A 16,525-nucleotide genomic window follows, 5' to 3' on the forward strand; every position below is an offset into this window, starting at 1 on the left:
AACTGTGTTCCCTCTCTGGTTACTTGACTGCTTTCGCGGCCGCAAGGACCTCGCCCATGCGCTTCTTGACGGCGGCGAGCTGGTCCTTGTTCTCCTCGATCAGCCGCTTCTGGACGGCCGACTCCTCCTTGAACCAGACCTCGATCAGACGGGTCTGCTCCTTGCAGTCGATGTCGTCCAGCGCGAGCTCGATCGCGTTCTTGGTGGTGCCGTCACCGTCGGCGTAGCCCTGCTCCATCGCCCGGTACGGATCGGCGGCCTTGCGGCCCTTGCCCTTCATGCAGGCCGACCAGCTCTTGAGAGCCTTCTCGACCGGCTTCAGCGGCCGGGACTCGGAGATGCTCCTCGAGGCGAGCACGGAGACGAAGCCCTCATCGTCCTCGTTCACCTCGAGCCGCCGCTTCGACCAGCCGGCGCAGCCGCCCTCGTGCAGCTTCTTTCCGTTGTGCTCGGCACGCGCGGGCTCCGGGACCCCGCCGAAATGGCCGCTGCCGACCTTGGCGCCCTTGGCACCCTTGGGTGGGGTGAACTCGGGCTTCTTTCGCCCGGTCAGGACCTCCACCTCGACGCCTGAAAGCCCCTCCTCGACGGGTTCGAGGCTCCGGGTCAGCTCCTTCGGCAGCCCGTACCCGTACTTCTGTGCCTGAGCGCGGTCGCTGATCCCGTAACGCTGCTCGACCGAGAGGGCGTTGCTGTAGGGCGGCGGGTTCGCGCCGGGACGCGGCAGATCGACGGTCAGCCCGTACTCGGACATGCACCGCGTCTGCAGGGTGCGCAGCGCGGTGTCGACGACGACCTGATCCGGGTAGGAGGGCAGGTAGGACTCAAGCGGCAGCTCCAGGCCCTTGACCAGTCCGGAAGTGGGCACCTCCGCAGGCCAGTTGGCCCGATCGACCGGAGCCTTGTCCTCCGCCGGGTCGGAGACCGATCCGGACGAGGAGCAGGCGCCGAGCGAGATTGCCGCGAGCATGACAGTAGTGGCGACGGTCGTTCGCCTGAGGGCGTGCATGGGTTTTCCTTCTCTATGTGACGTGAGGTGGTCCACGTGCGTGGCGCATGCCGGCCGCGGTCCTTGCGTCGCTCAGCGGCGCAGCGCCTCTACCGGCGTGATGCGGGAAGCTCTCCAAGCCGGAGACAGGCCGGCCAGCACCTGCCCCGGCCGATCGAGGGGCCGGCGGCATCGAGGTACAACCTGACATGTTCCACGCCGTTGAGGCGCTCTACCTGCTGCTCCCCATCAGCTGGGAATGCGAGATCCACGAACTCGTTGTGGTTTTTTGCAACGTCCTCGACGGTCACTTCCGTCGCGCTCAGGGCTCACCCAAGCCGAGGGGGATCGTGCGCATCTGAGCGATAGCTGCACGGCGAGCGTCAACACTCGCATGAGTTGCGATACAGGCCGCACGAGCCCCCCCGGGCCTGCTGAATTCCATGTGGATCCACCCTACACTCCGGGGCGACCACTTCAAGATCCATAAAGCTGACCTGTCGTGCGATCAGGGGCATACGGGATGACTGCTGATCTTTGGCGTCGCTTTGATGGGCCCTCGACTATGGAATCCCGAACTCGGGAGGATTTGAGACGAGTTGAGCCGCAGCAGCCCCGGACCTGTTCGAGCAGGGGAGGCGGCGGTACGAAGCCGCGCACATGCTCAGGGGCGACGCCGCACGCGGTCAGCGGTGCGGGGCTCCGTCGTTCTCGTGCTTGGCTCGACGTAGTCGACATGGCCCAGTGCGGCATTCGTGAGGGATGAATTACTGGCGTCCAGTCTTGATGGACAGCAACGCCGACGACACTCAACACCCCGAGAGCAGATCCCAGAAGGGCCACTGAGCACACCCGGTATTGAGGATTCGCACAGAAATCGGCCGGGCGGTGAACGGCACGACCTCGCCCGAGCGCTTCTCGTACGAACCGGCACCCCCCCCGGGAAGGATGAGCAGCACCACAGTCCCGCCCCCGGCGTGGCACCACCGATTTGAAACCGTAGGGTGGATCCGGCTCCGGAGACCGGGGCCGGAACTTCAGATGGGTGGGGAAATGCCGAAGCACCGGCTGTCCAGAAGAGGCCGCTACACAGCGCTGGCGACGACGGCCGTCGCGGTCGTGGCGGGTGCCGGGGTCGCGGCCCAGACCTCCATGGCGGCCACCGTGTGGCCGGCGCAGAGGACGTACACGGGCCGTGCGTTCGACGCCTGCACGGCGCCGTCGCTCACCGCGATGAAGGCGTGGAAGAAGGACGCCTACTACGGCGGCGTCGCCGTCTACATCGGTGGGAAGAACCGCGGCTGCGCCCAGCCCAACCTGACCAGGTCATGGGTGAAGTCGGTCGACACGCTCGGCTGGCGGGTCGTCCCGCTCTACGTCGGGGCCCAGCCGCCCTGCCAGAAGAGCGGGAACAAGGAGAGGTTCACCGCGGCCACCGCGGCCTCGGTCGGGGCGAGCAACGCCGACGACGCGGTCGCCAAGGCCTCGGCGCTCGGGATGAAGCCCGGCAGCCCGGTCTACCTCAACATGGAGCCGTACGACACCGCCGACAAGGCGTGCAACGACGCCACCCTCGCCTACGTGCGGTCCTTCACCAGGACCCTGCGCGCCAAGACCTACCGCGCCGGCCTCTACGGCTTCAGCAGCTCCAGCGCCAAGGCGGTCGCCACGGCGAAGGACCGCACGGACCTGCCGGGCAACCTCTGGTACGCCCTGTGGAACGGCCAGGAGACCACCACCAGGGACTGGCCCTGGGACCCGAAGCTGTACACCGACCACAGCCGCGGCCACCAGTACAAGGCCAACAGCAGGGAGACCCGCGGCGGCCACACCATCACCGTCGACCGCAACGCCTGGGACGCCCCGGTCGCCATCGTCGGCTGACCGGCGGCCTCCGGAACGGCACGACCCGAGCCTGCCGGCCGACGGGTCGTGCCCTCCGGGTCGGTGGAACGCGCCCGCGCTCGGCGGGCGCCGGTCAGTCCTTCTCCCAGCCGGAGTGCAGGCGGGACTTCACGTCGTCCGGGGGGAGGAACTTGGACCAGCGCTCGGGGAACTCGGAGGGCATGTCCGGGTCGTCCTCGTCGACGTCCTCCGCCTCGGCGCGCACGCGGGCGACGAGCTCCGCGGCCTGGAAGGCTCGGGCCCGTTCGTTGGCCTCGCGGGCGGCGGCGGTGGCGACGGAGGGCCAGACCCGGTCGATGGCGGCGTTCACGGCCGCGCCGACGAGGACGGCGAAGGCCGAGATGCCGATCCAGAGGAGGACGGCGATGGGGGCGGCGAGGGAGCCGTAGATGGTCGGTCCCTCGACCTGGCTGGTCAGGTAGATGCGGAGCAGGAAGCTGCCGAGGACCCACATCCCGAGCGCGACCAGGGCGCCGGGGATGTCCTCGATCCACGGCGATCTGACGGGCACGGAGACGTGGTAGAGCGTGGTGAGGAAGGCGATGGAGAGCAGGCTGACGGCCGGCCAGTAGAGGACGGCGACGACCTCGGTGCCCCAGGGGACGAACTCGACGACCCGGTCGGGGCCGACGACGGCCAGGGGCAGGACCACGGCCCCGATGAGCAGCGCCACGATGTAGAGAAGCAGGGCGAGGAGCCGGGTCTTGACGATGCCCCGGTGCCCGTCGAGGCCGTACATGACGGTGATGGTGTCGATGAAGACGTTCACCGCGCGCGAGCCGGACCAGAGGGCGATGGCGAAGCCGAGGGAGATCAGGTCGGGCCGCTTGCCCTGGGTGATGTCGTCGAGGAGGGGCTCGGCGATCTCGCGGACGCCCCGGTCGGAGAGGACCGTGCCGGCCGCGTGGAGGATGTTCTCCCGGATGCTGGCGACGGTGTCGGTGTTGGTCCAGTCGTCGGCGTAGCCGAGGACGGCGATCAGACCGAGCAGCAGGGGCGGCAGGGACAGCAGGGTGAAGAACGCGGCCTCGGCGGCCAGCCCGAGGATCCGGTACTCGATGCACGAGTTGACGGTGTCCTTGAGGAGCAGCCAGGCCATCTTCCGCTTCGAGACGTTGCGGTAGAGGACGCGCGCGCGGTGGAGCCTGCTCCAGGGCCGACGCTCGGGCCGATCGGTTGTTTCTCTTGCTGCCTGCACCTGCTTACCGTATCGGCATGGCAGCGAGCACCCACACCGTGACCAACCAGCCTCCGCCTCTGGTGGGGTACGACGTCTTCACGAGCGACCTGGCCCTGGCGGAGGCGGTCGAGCGGCACCTCGCGCCGGACCTGCGCTCTGAGGTGCGCGAGGAGCTGAGTCTGCTCGGCCGGGCGACCGGATCGGCGCAGGTACGGGAGTGGGGTGAGCAGGCGAACGAGAATCCGCCGCGGCTGCGGACCCACGACCGGTACGGGCACCGGATCGACGAGGTCGTCTTCCATCCGGCGTGGCACCGGCTCCTCGGGAAGTCCGTCTCGTCCGGGCTCACGCACGCGTGGGGCCGTCCCGGCGGTCACGTGCGGCGCGCCGCCGGATTCCTGGTGGCGTCGCAGGCGGAGGCGGGGCACGGCTGCCCGGTGTCGATGACACACGCCGCGGTGCCCGCGCTGCGGGCCGAGCCGGAGCTTGCGGCGGTCTGGGAGCCGGCGGCCCTCTCCCACGTGTACGAGCGGGAGCTCGCCCCGGTCGCGGAGAAGCCGGGGGTGCTGCTGGGCATGGCGATGACGGAGAAGCAGGGCGGCAGCGACGTCCGGGCGAACACGTCGGAGGCCCGGCCGCTCGCGGCCGACGGCGAGTACGTCCTGACGGGCCACAAGTGGTTCTGTTCGGCTCCGATGTCGGACGCCTTCCTGGTCCTCGCGCAGGCCCCGGCGGGGCTGACCTGCTTCCTGGTGCCCCGCGTGCTCGCGGACGGTTCGCGGAACGCCTTCGCGATCCAGCGGCTCAAGGACAAGCTGGGCAACCGGTCGAACGCCTCCGCCGAGGTGGAGTTCGACGGGACGACCTGGGCGCGGCGGGTCGGAGAGGAGGGGCGGGGAGTACGGACGATCATGGGCATGGTCGCGGCGACCCGGCTCGACTGTGTCCTCGGCTCGGCGGCGCTGATGCGGCAGGCGGTGGCGCAGGCAGTGCACCACGCCGCGTACCGCTCGGCCTTCGGCGGGCCGCTCGTCGACAAGCCCCTGATGCGGAACGTCCTGGCCGACCTCGCCCTGGAGTCGGAGGCGGCCACGGCCCTCGGCATGCGGCTGGCGGCCGCGTACGACGCCGGCACTCCGGAGGAGTCGGCCCTGCTCCGCATCGCGATCCCGGCGGCCAAGTACTGGGTGACCAAGCGGTGTGTTCCGGTCGTGGCGGAGGCGCTCGAGTGCCTGGGCGGCAACGGGTACGTGGAGGAGTCGGGGATGCCCCGGCTGCTGCGGGAGTCACCGCTCAACTCGGTCTGGGAGGGCTCGGGGAACGTGCAGGCGCTCGACGTGGTGCGGGCGCTGCGGACCGAGCCCGCCGCCCTGGACGCGCTGCTGCGGGAGCTGGGGGAGGCGCGGGGCGCCGACCACCGGCTCGACCGGGCGATCCGGGGGCTGCTCGTCGAGCTGGCGGACCTGGAGGGGATCGAGGCGCGGGCGCGGCGGCTCACGGAGCGGCTGGCGCTGGTGCTCCAGGGCGCGCTGCTCGTGCGGTGGGCTCCGGCGGAGGTGGCGGACGCGTTCTGCGCGGGGCGGCTCGGCGGGGACGGCGGGGCGGCGTTCGGGACGCTCCCGCACACGCTCGCCCTGCGGGCGGTGGTGGAACGGGCGCGGGCCGTCGTGTGAACGGTGAGGGCCGCGCGCCCTGAAGCGGAGAAGCGGGGGTGGTGCTGCGCCGACACGGCACCACCCACCGCTCCCACCACCTTCGCCCAGGGGACGGGGCGGTCGCCAGAGTTGCAAAGGGTTGCAGGATTACCCGAACCGGGCCTCGCCGGGCGGTCCCGGACGGCACGATGGGCACCGACACTCCGGACGTCTGCCCTGTGCAGAACCGATACAGCACCCCGGGGTGGCTGGGAGGGACCGATGAAGAACACGCAGCTCGACATGAAGCGGCTCGCCGCCATGGACGCCGCTCAGGCCACCCGGCTGCTGCACCGCGTGCGCGAGGAGACCCTGGCGGGCCGCAGGCCCCCGATCGCGCCCCGCCCGGTGATCGACGCGTCCTGGCAGCGGATGGCCCGGCTCGGCCTCGACCCGGACCAGAGCCCGAGCACCGTGCTGCTCCAGCGGGACGAGCTGGAGCAGCGGCGCAGGACCACGCTCCTCTCCGAGGTGCTGCAGACGTTGAGCGGCGGCCTCGCGGGCATCGCCGACGCCTCCCTCCAGATCATGGTGGTCACCGACGAGCACGGCCGGGTGCTGTGGCGTCAGGGGAACCTCGCCGTGCTGCGGCAGGCGAACAGCATCTGTCTGGAGGAGGGCGCGGCCTGGGCCGAGCACGCGACCGGCACGAACGCCGTCGGCACGGCGCTGGCCATGGGCCGGGCGGTGCAGGTGCACTCCGCCGAGCACTACGTGCAGGCGCTGCACAACTGGACCTGCGCCGCCGCGCCCGTGCACGATCCGCGCGACCAGCGGCTGCTGGGCATCCTGGACGTCAGCGGTCCCGCGTCCAGCTTCCATCCCGCGATGCTGGCCCTGGTCGGCTCGGTGGCGCAGCTCGCCGAGGCCGAGATGCGGGAGCGGCACCACCGGTCGATCGAGCGGCTGCGGGCGGTGGCGGCGCCGATCCTGTGCCGGGTGGGCGGCCGGGCCGTGGCGGTGGACACCCACGGCTGGACGGCGGCGGTGACCGGGCTCGCGCCGGTGGACCGGATCCCGCTGCCCAAGTCGTTCGGGGCCGGCCGGGTCTGGCTGCCCTCGCTCGGCGTGTGCGCGGTGGAGCCGCTGCCGGGCGGCTGGCTGCTGCGGGTCGAGGAGGAGGCCCGGCCCGGGGAGCCGGGCACGGAGACGGCGAGCCGGGTGGTCCTGGACCTGAGCCGGCCGCGCCGGTGGACGGTGGCCGTGTCCGGCGCGGCGGGCAGCTGGCAGCAGGAGCTGAGCCCCCGGCACGCGGAGCTCCTCTACGTCCTGGCGCTGTACCGCGACGGCCGGACGGCGGCGGAGCTGGCGGACGACGTCTTCGGCGACCGTACGCGGACGGTGACCGTGCGGGCGGAGATGTCCCGGGTGCGGCGCAACCTCGCGGGGGTCCTGGCGCACCGCCCGTACCGCTTCCGGGAGGAGGTCGCGGTGGAGGTCCTGCGCCCCGAGTGGCCCGGGGACCTGCTCCCCCACTCGACGGCCCCGGCGGTCCGGGCCGCGCGGACGGGCGCGCGGGGCCCGGACGCCTGAGGCCAGGACGTTCAGGGCCGGCGGCAGGGCGGTGTCGTCAGGCGTGGCAGTCGGGGAGACGGCCGTGGTACGTCACCATCTCGCCGAACACCCCGACGACGTCCAGCGGGCTCGCCCAGTCGAAGTCGTCCAGCTCGTGCCAGGCGCGGTGCAGGTTCCCGACGAGCCGCTCGGAGTCGAGCAGACCGGCGAACGGGCCGAGGTCGTACGTCCTGGCCGCCTCCAGCGGGGTGAGCCCCCTGGCGGCGCCCTCGGCCGCGACCTTCTCCAGCCACCGCAGGTACTCCTCGGTGGCGTCGAAGGCCTCGGGGCCGGCGAGCGGGCCGTGGCCGCCGACGACCGTGACGGGCTCCAGGGCGCGCAGCCGCTCCAGGACCTCCAGGGAACCCCGTACCGTCCCCATCAGGACGAAGGGCGTGCAGCCCGGCATCACGATGTCCCCGGTGAACAGGACCCGCTCCTCCGGCAGCCAGACCACGGTGTCGCTCCGGGTGTGCGCGGGGCCCAGGTGCAGCAGTTCCACGCGCCGGCCGCCGGTGTGCAGGGTCAGTCCGCCGGAGTAGGTGAGGTCGGGCAGGCGGACCTCGACGTCTCCCCACTCGACGTCCGGCCAGAGGCCGGTCAGCGCGAGCCCGGTCTCGGCCATGTCGGTCCGGGTGAGGGCGTGGCTGACGACGGTGGCGTCCGGCCCGAAGACCTTGTTGCCGAAGGTGTGGTCTCCGTGGAAGTGGGTGTTGACCACGGTCCGCCGGGGGCCGGCCGCGAGCGCGTCGACGCTCTCCCTCAGCCGCAGGGCCCGGCGTTCGGTGGCCGCCGTGTCGACGACGATCGCCTCGTCGCCGGCGAGGATCACGCCCGCGTTGTTCAGGCACCACCCGCCGTCAGGCTGCACGTACGCGTGGACCCCGTCGGCGATCTCGACGAGCCGCGAGGTGTCGTCAGCCACGGTCGGCCGCCTTGACCACGACGGCGGAGTTGAAGCCCCAGCGGCCCCGGGCGAGGACCAGGGCGGCGCGCGCGGAGGTCGGCCGGGGCGTCCCGCGCACCAGGTCGATGCCGTACGCCTCCGGTGTCTCGCCCTCGTACGGTACGCCCGGGACCAGCCCGTCGCGCAGGGCGAGCAGCGCCGCCACCACGTCCAGCGGGCCGCCGCCCGCGAGGAGACGGCCCGTCAGCGCCTTGGGCGCCGCGACCGGCACCCCGCGCGGGCCGAAGACCGCGGTGATCGCCTCGGCCTCGGTCCGGTCCAGGTCGGCCGTGCCGGCGGCGTCGGCGAAGACGACGCCGATGTCCGAGGGCTCGAGGCCGGCGTCGGCGATCGCCAGTTCCGCGGCGCGGCGCAGGGCCGGGGGCCGGCCGGAGTCGGGGTGCGGGTCGAAGGTGGCTGCGTACCCGGCGAGTTCGCCGTAAGGGCGGTCCGTGCCCCGCCTCCGGAAGCTCTGTTCGTCCTCCATCACGAGGAACGCCCCGCCTTCGCCGGGCACATGGCCCCGGGCCCGGCCGTCGAACGGCAGATAGGCCCGGTCGGGGTCGTCGCTGTCGCTGATCAACCCGCTGGACAGGTGTGACGCCCAGCCCCAGGGGTCCAGGGCCGAGTCGACCCCGCCGGTGACGACGAGGGGTGTGCCGAGCCGGAGGGAGCGGCGGGCGTGGCCCAGCGCGTCCAGGCCGCCCGCCTGTTCGGCGACCAGCGCGGCTCCCGGGCCGCGGAGCTTGTGCCGGATGGACACCTGGCCGGTGTTGACCGCGTAGAACCAGGCGAAGGACTCGTAGACGCTCACGTACTCGGGTCCCTTGGACCAGAGGTTGGCGAACTCGCGGTGGGTGAAGGCGAATCCGCCGGAGGCGTTGGAGGTGATGACGCCGAGGTCGAAGTCGACGAGTTCGGCCGGCTCGACGCCGCCGTCGGCGAGGGCCTGTTCGGCGGCGACCAGGGCGAGCCGGGTGGAGACGTCGGTCTGCGGGAGGAGTCGGTTGGGCAGGTGCTCCGCCGGGTCGAAGGCGAGGATCTGGCCGGCGAGCCGGGACGGGTAGCGGGAGGCGTCGAAGCGGGTCAGGGGGGCGATGCCGCCGCGCCCTTCAAGGGTGGCGTTCCAGTACTCCTTGACGCCGAGGCCGTTGGGGGCCACCACGCCGATGCCGGTGATCAGGGCTCGGTCGCTCATGCCGCCGCCTCCTCGGGCCGTCGGAGCACCATCGCGGACTGGAAGCCGCCGAAGCCGCTGCCGACCGTGAGCACGCTCCGCAGCTTGGCCTCGCGGGCGGTCAGCGGGACGTAGTCGAGGTCGCACTCCGGGTCGGCGGTGTGGAGGTTGGCCGTGGGCGGGACGACCTGGTGCGTGAGGGCCAGGAGGCTCGCCGCGATCTCGATGGAGCCGATGGCGCCGAGCGAGTGTCCCACCATCGACTTGATGGAGCTGACGGGCACGGCGTAGGCGTGGTCACCGAGGCTCCGTTTGAAGGCGGCCGTCTCGTGGCGGTCGTTCTGCTTGGTGCCCGAGCCGTGCGCGTTGACGTAGTCGATGGTGGTCGGGTCGATCCTGGACTCGTCGAGGGCGACGCGGATGGCCTCGGCCATCTCCCGGCCGTCGGTCTTGAGCCCGGTCATGTGGTGCGCGTTGAGGCGGGTCGCGTAGCCGGTCACCTCCGCGTAGATCCGGGCTCCGCGGCGTACCGCGCTGTCGTACTCCTCCAGGACGAACATCGCGGCGCCCTCGGCGAGGACGAAGCCGTTGCGGGAGAGGTCGAAGGGGCGCGAGGCGTGTTCCGCGTCGTCGTTGCGGGGGGTGGTGGCCTTGATGGCGTCGAAGCAGGCGGCGACGATGGGGGTGAGCGGGGTGTCGGTGGCGCCGGCCAGCATGACGTCGACCGAGCCCTCCTGGATCAGCCGGCAGGCGTAGCCCACCGAGTCGAGGCCGGAGGTGCAGCCGTCCGAGACCACGGCGACCGGGCCCTCGGCGCCGACGGTCCAGGCGACCTCCGCGCCGAGGACGCTGGGCACCATGTGGTCGTACATGTGGGGGGTCAGGTAGGAGGGGTCGACCTCCCATTCGCGGCCCTGGTCGGAGAGGACCCGGTACTCCTTCTCCAGCGACATCGCCGCCGCCACCGCGCTGCCCACGCTCACGCCGATCCGCTCGGGGCGGACGCCCTCGAAGGAGAGCCCGCTGTCGGCGACGGCCTCGCGGGCGCAGACGACGGCGAACTGTGCCGCCCGGTCCATGCGGCGGATCTCGCGGGGCGAGAGCCCCTCGGCGGCGGGGTCGAAGTCGATCTCGCCGGCCACCTGCGAGCGGCAGGCGGAGGCGTCGAAGGAGGTGATGCCGCGGGTGGCGGTGCGGCCGGAGCTGAGCAGGTCCCAGAACTGCCGCGCCCCCGAGCCGCCCGGGGCGCGCACCCCGAGGCCCGTGACGACGACACGGCGGGTCATCGGGAGCCCCCCACCGGATAGCGGGACCGGGCCTGGCCCTCGGGGCCTGCCGTCGTTCGCTGGTTGCACGACATCGGGTGCGGTTTCCCTTCTCGTTTCTGCTGTACGGGTGATCCGGCCGGTCTCGCGGTGCGCACGCCGGTCACGGGGTGTCGAGGGCCCGCGAGGCGCGGACGAGCGCGCTCGCCACGGGCGGGAACTGCAGGCCGCTGTGGCCGGCCCCGGCGTTGACGTCCCGCCAGAACCGCTGGAGGGGTTCGGTGTCGGACTGGCCCCTGCTGCCCGAGGAGCGCAGCAGCCGGTCGACGGCCCCGGCGAGGAGCTCGGCCGCCAGCGCGCAGTCGCGTCCGTTGCGAGCGGTCAGGAGCGGGTCGACGGGTTCGCGGTCGAGGACGTCGGCCACCCGGTCGAGCAGCAGGGCGGCCGCGTCCACCTCGCCGTCGGTGCGGGCCAGCGTCAGCTCGTACGGGGTCCGGTCCGCGGCGCCGGTGACGGCGGCGGCCGGTGCCTGGAGCTTGCCGCGCACCAGGCCGGACCACTGGCGCAGCGCGCCGCGGGCGGCGCCGAGCAGGGGGGCCGTCAGGGTGAGGCCGTTGGCGGCCTTCAGCGGGACGCGGTGACAGCGGGCCTCGGCGTCGGGGGCCTTGCCGGCGAGGAGGTCGGCGAGGGCGACGGAGCGGGCGTCGGGCACGGTGACGCCGTCGAGGACGAGGGTGTTGCTGCCGGTGGCGCGCAGGCCGACGTTGAACCAGGAGTCCCCGAGTCCGTACGCGGAGCGGGGCACCGCGAAGAACCGGGGCTCCTGGTGCTCGCCGTCGGAGGCACGGGCGCAGACCAGGGCCCAGGCGGAGGAGTCGACCCCGCTGACGTAGGGCCACTGGCCGGTGACGCGCCAGCCGCCGGGGACGCGTTCGGCGGTGCCGGCGGCGGCGAGCGCCGCGACGAGCGGGGTGTCGGGCCCGTCCTTCCAGAGTTCCGCCTGGCCCTCGGTGGGCAGGTGGGCGGCGAGGCGGCCGACGCTCGCGGCGAGTGAGGCGAACCAGGCGGCCGAGGTGCAGCTCTCGCCGATGGCGGTGACGGCGGGCAGCAGCGCGCGGAACGTGCCCGCCGAGCCGCCCCAGCGGGCCGGGACGAAGTGGCGGGCGAATCCGGCGGCCAGGAGGGGGGTGACGACCTCGGGCGGCAGTCTCCGGTCGGCCTCGGAGGCGGCCGCGTGCTTGGCGGCCGTCTCGGCGGCCTCGCGTACGGCGTCCGGGGACAGTGATGTCGGCTGGGTGGCAGGCATGGGGCTCCCTGAGGGGCTGGTCGCGGGCGTCCGGTCAGTAGTTGCCGAGGCCGCCGCAGACGTTGAGGGCCTGGGCGGTGACCGCGGCGGCTCCGTCGCCGACGAGGTACTCGACCATGGCGGCGACCTCGGAGGGCTCGACGTACCGGCCGATCGGCACCCGGGCGGTGACCCGCTCGAAGGCCTCCTCCTCGGTGGTCCCCCAGATCCCGGCGTAGTGGGTGCGGACCTTCTCCGCCATGGGGGTCTCGACGAAGCCGGGGCAGACGGCGTTGACGGTGATGCCGGTCTTGGCGAGCTCCAGGCCCCAGGCCTTCGTCAGGCCGACGACGCCGTGCTTGGAGGCCGAGTAGGGGGCGCCGTGCAGGACGCCCTGCTTGCCGCCGGTGGACGCGATGTTGACGATGCGGCCGCGCTTCTTCCCCTGCATGCCGCCGGTGGTGAGCACCGCCTTGGTCATCCGGAAGACGCTGTTGAGGTTGGTGTTGACGACGTCGAGCCAGAGTTCGTCGGTGACCTCGGCGGTGATGCCGCCGCCGCTGCGGCCCGCGTTGTTGACCAGGACGTCGATGGGACCGTAGCGGGCGACGGCGGCCGCGACGAAGGCGGTGACCTGGTCGGGGTCGGCGACGTCGCAGGTGCTGCCGTCGGCGTCGAAGCCGCGGTCCTGTAGCTGCTTGACGGCCTCGGCCAGCCGGTCCGCCGACCGCGCGCAGAGATAGACCCGGTGGCCGGTCTCGGCGAGGCGGACGGCGATCTCCCATCCGATGCCACTGGTCGCGCCGGTGACCACGGCCACACGGCCGTTCGCCTGAGTCATGGAGGCCTCCAAGAAGTGTGCCGTACGGGGGTGTCGGGGCTCCGATGGGTGGTGATCCCCAGGTGATCCGACTCGGCCGACGGTCGCTCCGGGGTCTCGAAGGCCGTTCGAAGCCCGCTCGAAGCGGCCACGGGGCGGCGGAGAAGCGGAACTTCGAGTTCTGCTCGACGGGACGACGAGGAGCGTTCGAGCGGGGCGACGATGCTTTCGTCTCGCCGGCACCACCGGCCTCCCTGCTCTCCGTCGTGAGGCAGGGGCCCACGTACCGCAGCGAGAAAGGCCACACGCACCATGAAGAAGAAGAGCGCGGCGGGGATCGCCGCCGCCCTGAGCATCTCGGCGGCCACCGCAATGCTGGGCGTCGCGTCTCCGGCGAACGCCACGGGCACGGGCACGAGCGCGAGCACCCCGTCGACCGTCGGCTACGTGTGCCAGAGCCGCTATGACGGCACGTGGTTCCCGATCAACGGGTACTCCCGGAACTTCACCACCACGGCCCCCACGCAGGTCGCCCCCGGGGCCGCGTTCAACGTGTCGTTCGACCCGGCGCCGATCCTGGCGGTCGGCGACTACAACAAGGAGCTCACCGACATCGAGGTCGCCTACAAGGTGTCGCCCGAGGCCCGGGTCCTCGGCTACAAGCTGGTCGGGGGCGGCAACCTCGGCTCCGCCCGGTTCCATGTCGAGCGGCGCGGCGCCGAGTTCGTCGTCACCTCGCCCGACACCCTGCCCGGCGGCGTCGAGTTCGACCTGCCCACCCTCGTGGTCGCGCTGCGCGCGCCCTCCGCCCAGGGCAAGGTCACGACCGCCCCCGGCGGTTCGAGCTTCGAGAACCGTTCCTTCGGCTGGAACCGTCTGCACCCGGCGAACAACCAGTGGGACCCGTTCCAGTGCTACGCCAACCCGGCCACCCCGGTCGTGTTCAGCACGACGAACGTCGGCTGAACACGAGCGGTCCGCGCACGGCAACCGCCGGGGGCGGTCACGGGAACTCCCGTGGCCGCCCCCGGCGGCATTCCCGCCTCCGGCGGCGGCCCGCCGGGTCAGGCGGCCAGCCGCTCCAGGGCCCCGACCACCTCCGCAGGCCCGGGAAGGGCGGCGATCTCGGCGGCGATCTCGCCGGCCCGCTTCCGGGGGCCGGGCTCCTCCAGGAGCTCCCGGCACGCCCGCAGCACGGCCCCGGGCGAGGTGTCCTCGGGGAAGAGGGCCCGGGCCGCGCCCTGCTCGGCCGTGCGGCGCATGGTCGAGGCGAAGATGTCCCAGCGCGACAGCAGCAGTTGGGGCGTTCCGGCGGCCAGCGCGGTCATCCCGGTGACTCCCCCGCCGTGGTGCACGAGGAGGTCGCACGTGGGGGCGACGACGTCGAGCGGCATCCAGCCGATCCGCACCCGGCCGGCGGTCTCCCGCAGCCGGGCCGCGGCCTCCTCGGGCGCGGCGACCAGGATCTCCGCGTCGAAGGAGGCGAGGTCCGCGACGAGCCGGACCAGGAAGTCCCGGTTGGCCTCGGTCTCGCGGCTGCCCGAGGTCACGCACACCCGGGGCCGCTCGCCCCGGCCGTACATCCACGGTTCGAGCGGCTGCTGCCGGTTGTACGGGATCCAGCGCATCGACCGCGCCGGGTCCGCGTCCGGGGGCCGCAGGCTCGGCGGGCAGACGTCGACGCGGAGCTCCGGCTCGGGGAGCCGGTCGAGCCCCAGCGCGTCCAGTTCCGGGCGGAGTTCCTCGGCGGCGTACGGATCGACGCCCCGGGTGTCGTACAGGTCCCAGGCCTGCCGGACGTACGGGACGCCCAGCTCGGCCGCGAGCAGCGGCGCCGCGTACGACATGCTGCCGCCGACGACCAGGTCGGGGCGCCAGTGGGCGGCGAGTGCGCGCAGGCCGTCCAGGCTCTCGGCGGCCAGCCGGCCGAACCAGCCGCCGTGATGGCGGCGTTCGGGCTCGACGCCCCGGGGCATCCTCGGTACCGGTCGGCCGGCCCGGTCCGTGACGATCAGGCTCTCCCAGGTACGGGAGGTGACCGCCGCGCCGGGCAGACCGATGCCGGTGATGTGCGGGACGAGCTCCTCCGTACCGGCCACGATCACACGGTGCCCCGCCTGGCGGGCGGCGACGGCGAGGGACGCGAGCCCGAAGACGGTCGCCGGGCTGGGGCCGGCGACGAAGAGGATCCTCACGCCGCACCCCCGGCGGTCCGGGCGCCGCGGCCGGTGAGGAGCACGATCCGCCCCAGATGGGCCCGGCTCTCGACGATCTCGTGCGCCTTCCCCACGTCCTCCAGGGGCAGCGTCGCGTGCACGGTCTGGTGGACGGTCCCGGCGAGCAGGTGGGCGGTGAGCGCGTCGTGGTCGGCCCGGTAGCGCTCGGGCCGTGCGTTCCGCCAGGCCGAGAGGGCGAATCCGGTGAGGAACCTCATCCCGATGAGCTCCATCGGCGAGACGACGGGGATGCCGAGGCCGCCGCCTGCGGAACCGTAGAAGACGAGCCTGCCGAACGGGGCGAGGAGCCCCACGCCCTGCCGCAGCACCTCACCGCCGACGCTGTCGAGGATCACGTCGACGCCGCGCCCGCCGGTGGCCTCGCGGACGGCCTCCGGCCAGTCCGCCCTGCTGTAGTCGACGGCGACGTCCGCGCCGAGGGTACGGGCGTAGGCGCATTTCTCGGGCGTGCCGGCGGTGGCGATCACCGTCCCGGCCCCGGCGAGCCGGGCCAGCTGGACGGCGAGGTGGCCGATGCCTCCCGAGGCGGCGTGCACGAGGACGCTCTCCCCGGGGGCGAGGGAGGCCGTGCCCATCGTGCCCATGGCGATGGGCCCGGGGGCGGGCAGCGCCGTCGCCTGGGCCGCGTCGAGCGCGGCGGGCACGGGGAGCACGGTGTCCGCGTCGACGACGACGTACTCGGCGTAGGCGCCGTGCAGGGTGAAGGCACCGACCCGGTCGCCGACCGCGATCCCGGAGACGCCGGGGCCGACGGCGACGACCTCGCCGACGACGTCCCCGCCGAGCGTGATGGGGAACTCGGGGCGCCACATGGGCGCGGGGAAGACGTTCCGCCGCATCTGGGTCTGGGCGAAGCCCACGGAGACCGCTTCGGCCCCGATCAGCACCTGGCCGGGGCCCGGCTCCGGTATCGGCACCTCTTCGGTGCGCAGCACCTCGGGGCCGCCGTACTCATGGATTCGGACAGCGCGCATGGCGTTCCTCCGCGGAAGGGGGAAGGGAAGGGAGGGTCGGGGGTACGGGAGCGGTCACGATTCCGGCAGGTGGTCGTGGTCCACCCGGCGGGAGCGGGTGAGGAGCCGGCCGTCCTCCTCGACGAGGACGTCCCGGACCAGGCAGCTCGGGGCGATCTCGGGGACGCGCTCGCCCTCCCGGGTCAGGAGCGCCAGGACGTAGAAGGTGGCGTGGATCGTGCCGTCGGCCTGCTCCTGGACGTTCAGCATGTTGAACCAGTGGCGGCGCTGGACGGGTTCGCCGGCGAACCGCTCCTCGTGGAAGGCCTTGAGCTCCTTGGCGATGCCGGCCCGGGTGTGCGCGGCCGGACGGCCGGGCGAATGCCGGAACTCGCCGTCCTCCGTGAAGGTGGCGGCGTACTCGTCGAAGCGGCCGCTGTCGAGCGCCTGCATCTGCGCCGCGTGGAACTGCTGCACACGGCTGTACAGGTCGCTCGTGACTCGGTCCGTGGACATGGGTG

At 72.8% G+C, this 16,525-nt stretch carries 14 protein-coding genes; 4 read left to right on the plus strand and 10 right to left on the minus strand.

Annotated features, from left to right (window positions below):
* Positions 1 to 19: 19 nt before the first annotated feature.
* A complete protein-coding gene (locus ACZ51I_RS30540) occupies positions 20 to 970 on the minus strand; it encodes a hypothetical protein (protein WP_468882322.1) in 951 nt (316 codons plus the stop codon).
* A 1,071-nt stretch (positions 971 to 2,041) separates the two neighbouring features.
* Between ACZ51I_RS30540 and ACZ51I_RS30545 the strand changes: the two genes are divergently transcribed.
* Positions 2,042 to 2,872 carry a glycoside hydrolase domain-containing protein gene (locus tag ACZ51I_RS30545; RefSeq protein WP_468882324.1) on the plus strand — a complete coding sequence of 277 codons (831 nt, stop codon included), beginning with the start codon at positions 2,042 to 2,044 and terminating at the stop codon, positions 2,870 to 2,872.
* 94 nt (positions 2,873 to 2,966) lie between these two features.
* Here ACZ51I_RS30545 and ACZ51I_RS30550 read toward each other — a convergent pair whose 3' ends face one another.
* Entirely contained in the window at positions 2,967 to 4,091 is a 1,125-nt protein-coding gene (locus tag ACZ51I_RS30550; protein WP_468882326.1) for a YihY/virulence factor BrkB family protein, read from the minus strand.
* A 17-nt stretch (positions 4,092 to 4,108) separates the two neighbouring features.
* On the opposite strand from ACZ51I_RS30550, the gene ACZ51I_RS30555 reads away from it, so the two are divergent.
* Complete coding sequence (locus ACZ51I_RS30555) at positions 4,109 to 5,746, plus strand: acyl-CoA dehydrogenase family protein (protein ID WP_468882329.1); 1,638 nt, start codon at positions 4,109 to 4,111, stop codon at positions 5,744 to 5,746.
* Positions 5,747 to 5,989: 243 nt separating this feature from the next.
* Positions 5,990 to 7,300 (plus strand): GAF domain-containing protein, encoded by a 1,311-nt coding sequence (locus ACZ51I_RS30560; protein ID WP_468882332.1) that lies wholly within the window; start codon positions 5,990 to 5,992, stop codon positions 7,298 to 7,300.
* 37 nt (positions 7,301 to 7,337) lie between these two features.
* On the opposite strand, the gene ACZ51I_RS30565 is transcribed toward ACZ51I_RS30560, so the two are convergent.
* The 5 genes from ACZ51I_RS30565 to ACZ51I_RS30585 all read right to left on the minus strand — a co-directional run bounded on the left by ACZ51I_RS30565 (position 7,338) and on the right by ACZ51I_RS30585 (position 12,835).
* A complete protein-coding gene (locus ACZ51I_RS30565) occupies positions 7,338 to 8,246 on the minus strand; it encodes an MBL fold metallo-hydrolase (RefSeq protein WP_468882334.1) in 909 nt (302 codons plus the stop codon).
* On the minus strand, positions 8,239 to 9,465 hold the full coding sequence (locus tag ACZ51I_RS30570) for a ketosynthase chain-length factor (protein WP_468882336.1): 1,227 nt from the start codon (positions 9,463 to 9,465) through the stop codon (positions 8,239 to 8,241). Before ACZ51I_RS30570 ends, ACZ51I_RS30565 begins: the two co-directional genes overlap by 8 nt.
* The gene (locus tag ACZ51I_RS30575) at positions 9,462 to 10,730 is read right to left on the minus strand and encodes a beta-ketoacyl-[acyl-carrier-protein] synthase family protein (RefSeq protein ID WP_468882337.1); all 1,269 of its coding nucleotides are present in this window, start codon (positions 10,728 to 10,730) and stop codon (positions 9,462 to 9,464) included. Before ACZ51I_RS30575 ends, ACZ51I_RS30570 begins: the two co-directional genes overlap by 4 nt.
* A gap of 142 nt (positions 10,731 to 10,872) precedes the next feature.
* Complete coding sequence (locus tag ACZ51I_RS30580) at positions 10,873 to 12,015, minus strand: acyl-CoA dehydrogenase family protein (protein WP_468882340.1); 1,143 nt, start codon at positions 12,013 to 12,015, stop codon at positions 10,873 to 10,875.
* A gap of 34 nt (positions 12,016 to 12,049) precedes the next feature.
* On the minus strand, positions 12,050 to 12,835 hold the full coding sequence (locus tag ACZ51I_RS30585; RefSeq protein WP_468882342.1) for an SDR family NAD(P)-dependent oxidoreductase: 786 nt from the start codon (positions 12,833 to 12,835) through the stop codon (positions 12,050 to 12,052).
* A 291-nt stretch (positions 12,836 to 13,126) separates the two neighbouring features.
* On the opposite strand from ACZ51I_RS30585, the gene ACZ51I_RS30590 reads away from it, so the two are divergent.
* Entirely contained in the window at positions 13,127 to 13,780 is a 654-nt protein-coding gene (locus tag ACZ51I_RS30590; protein ID WP_468882345.1) for a hypothetical protein, read from the plus strand.
* Between the two features lie 98 nt (positions 13,781 to 13,878).
* Here ACZ51I_RS30590 and ACZ51I_RS30595 read toward each other — a convergent pair whose 3' ends face one another.
* Genes ACZ51I_RS30595 through ACZ51I_RS30605 form a run of 3 tightly spaced genes read right to left on the minus strand, consistent with a single transcriptional unit; the run spans position 13,879 to position 16,520 of the window.
* Positions 13,879 to 15,009: a nucleotide disphospho-sugar-binding domain-containing protein gene (locus ACZ51I_RS30595; RefSeq protein WP_468882348.1), complete on the minus strand. Its 1,131-nt coding sequence runs from the start codon at positions 15,007 to 15,009 to the stop codon at positions 13,879 to 13,881.
* Positions 15,006 to 16,025: a quinone oxidoreductase family protein gene (locus ACZ51I_RS30600; RefSeq protein WP_468882351.1), complete on the minus strand. Its 1,020-nt coding sequence runs from the start codon at positions 16,023 to 16,025 to the stop codon at positions 15,006 to 15,008. The genes ACZ51I_RS30595 and ACZ51I_RS30600 overlap by 4 nt, the downstream gene beginning before the upstream one ends.
* Positions 16,026 to 16,079: 54 nt before the next feature.
* Positions 16,080 to 16,520, minus strand: coding sequence for a nuclear transport factor 2 family protein (locus ACZ51I_RS30605; RefSeq protein ID WP_468882354.1), 441 nt, complete (start codon positions 16,518 to 16,520; stop codon positions 16,080 to 16,082).
* Positions 16,521 to 16,525: the final 5 nt, after the last annotated feature.

It is taken from the genome of Streptomyces sp. NPDC034084, from assembly GCF_055575535.1.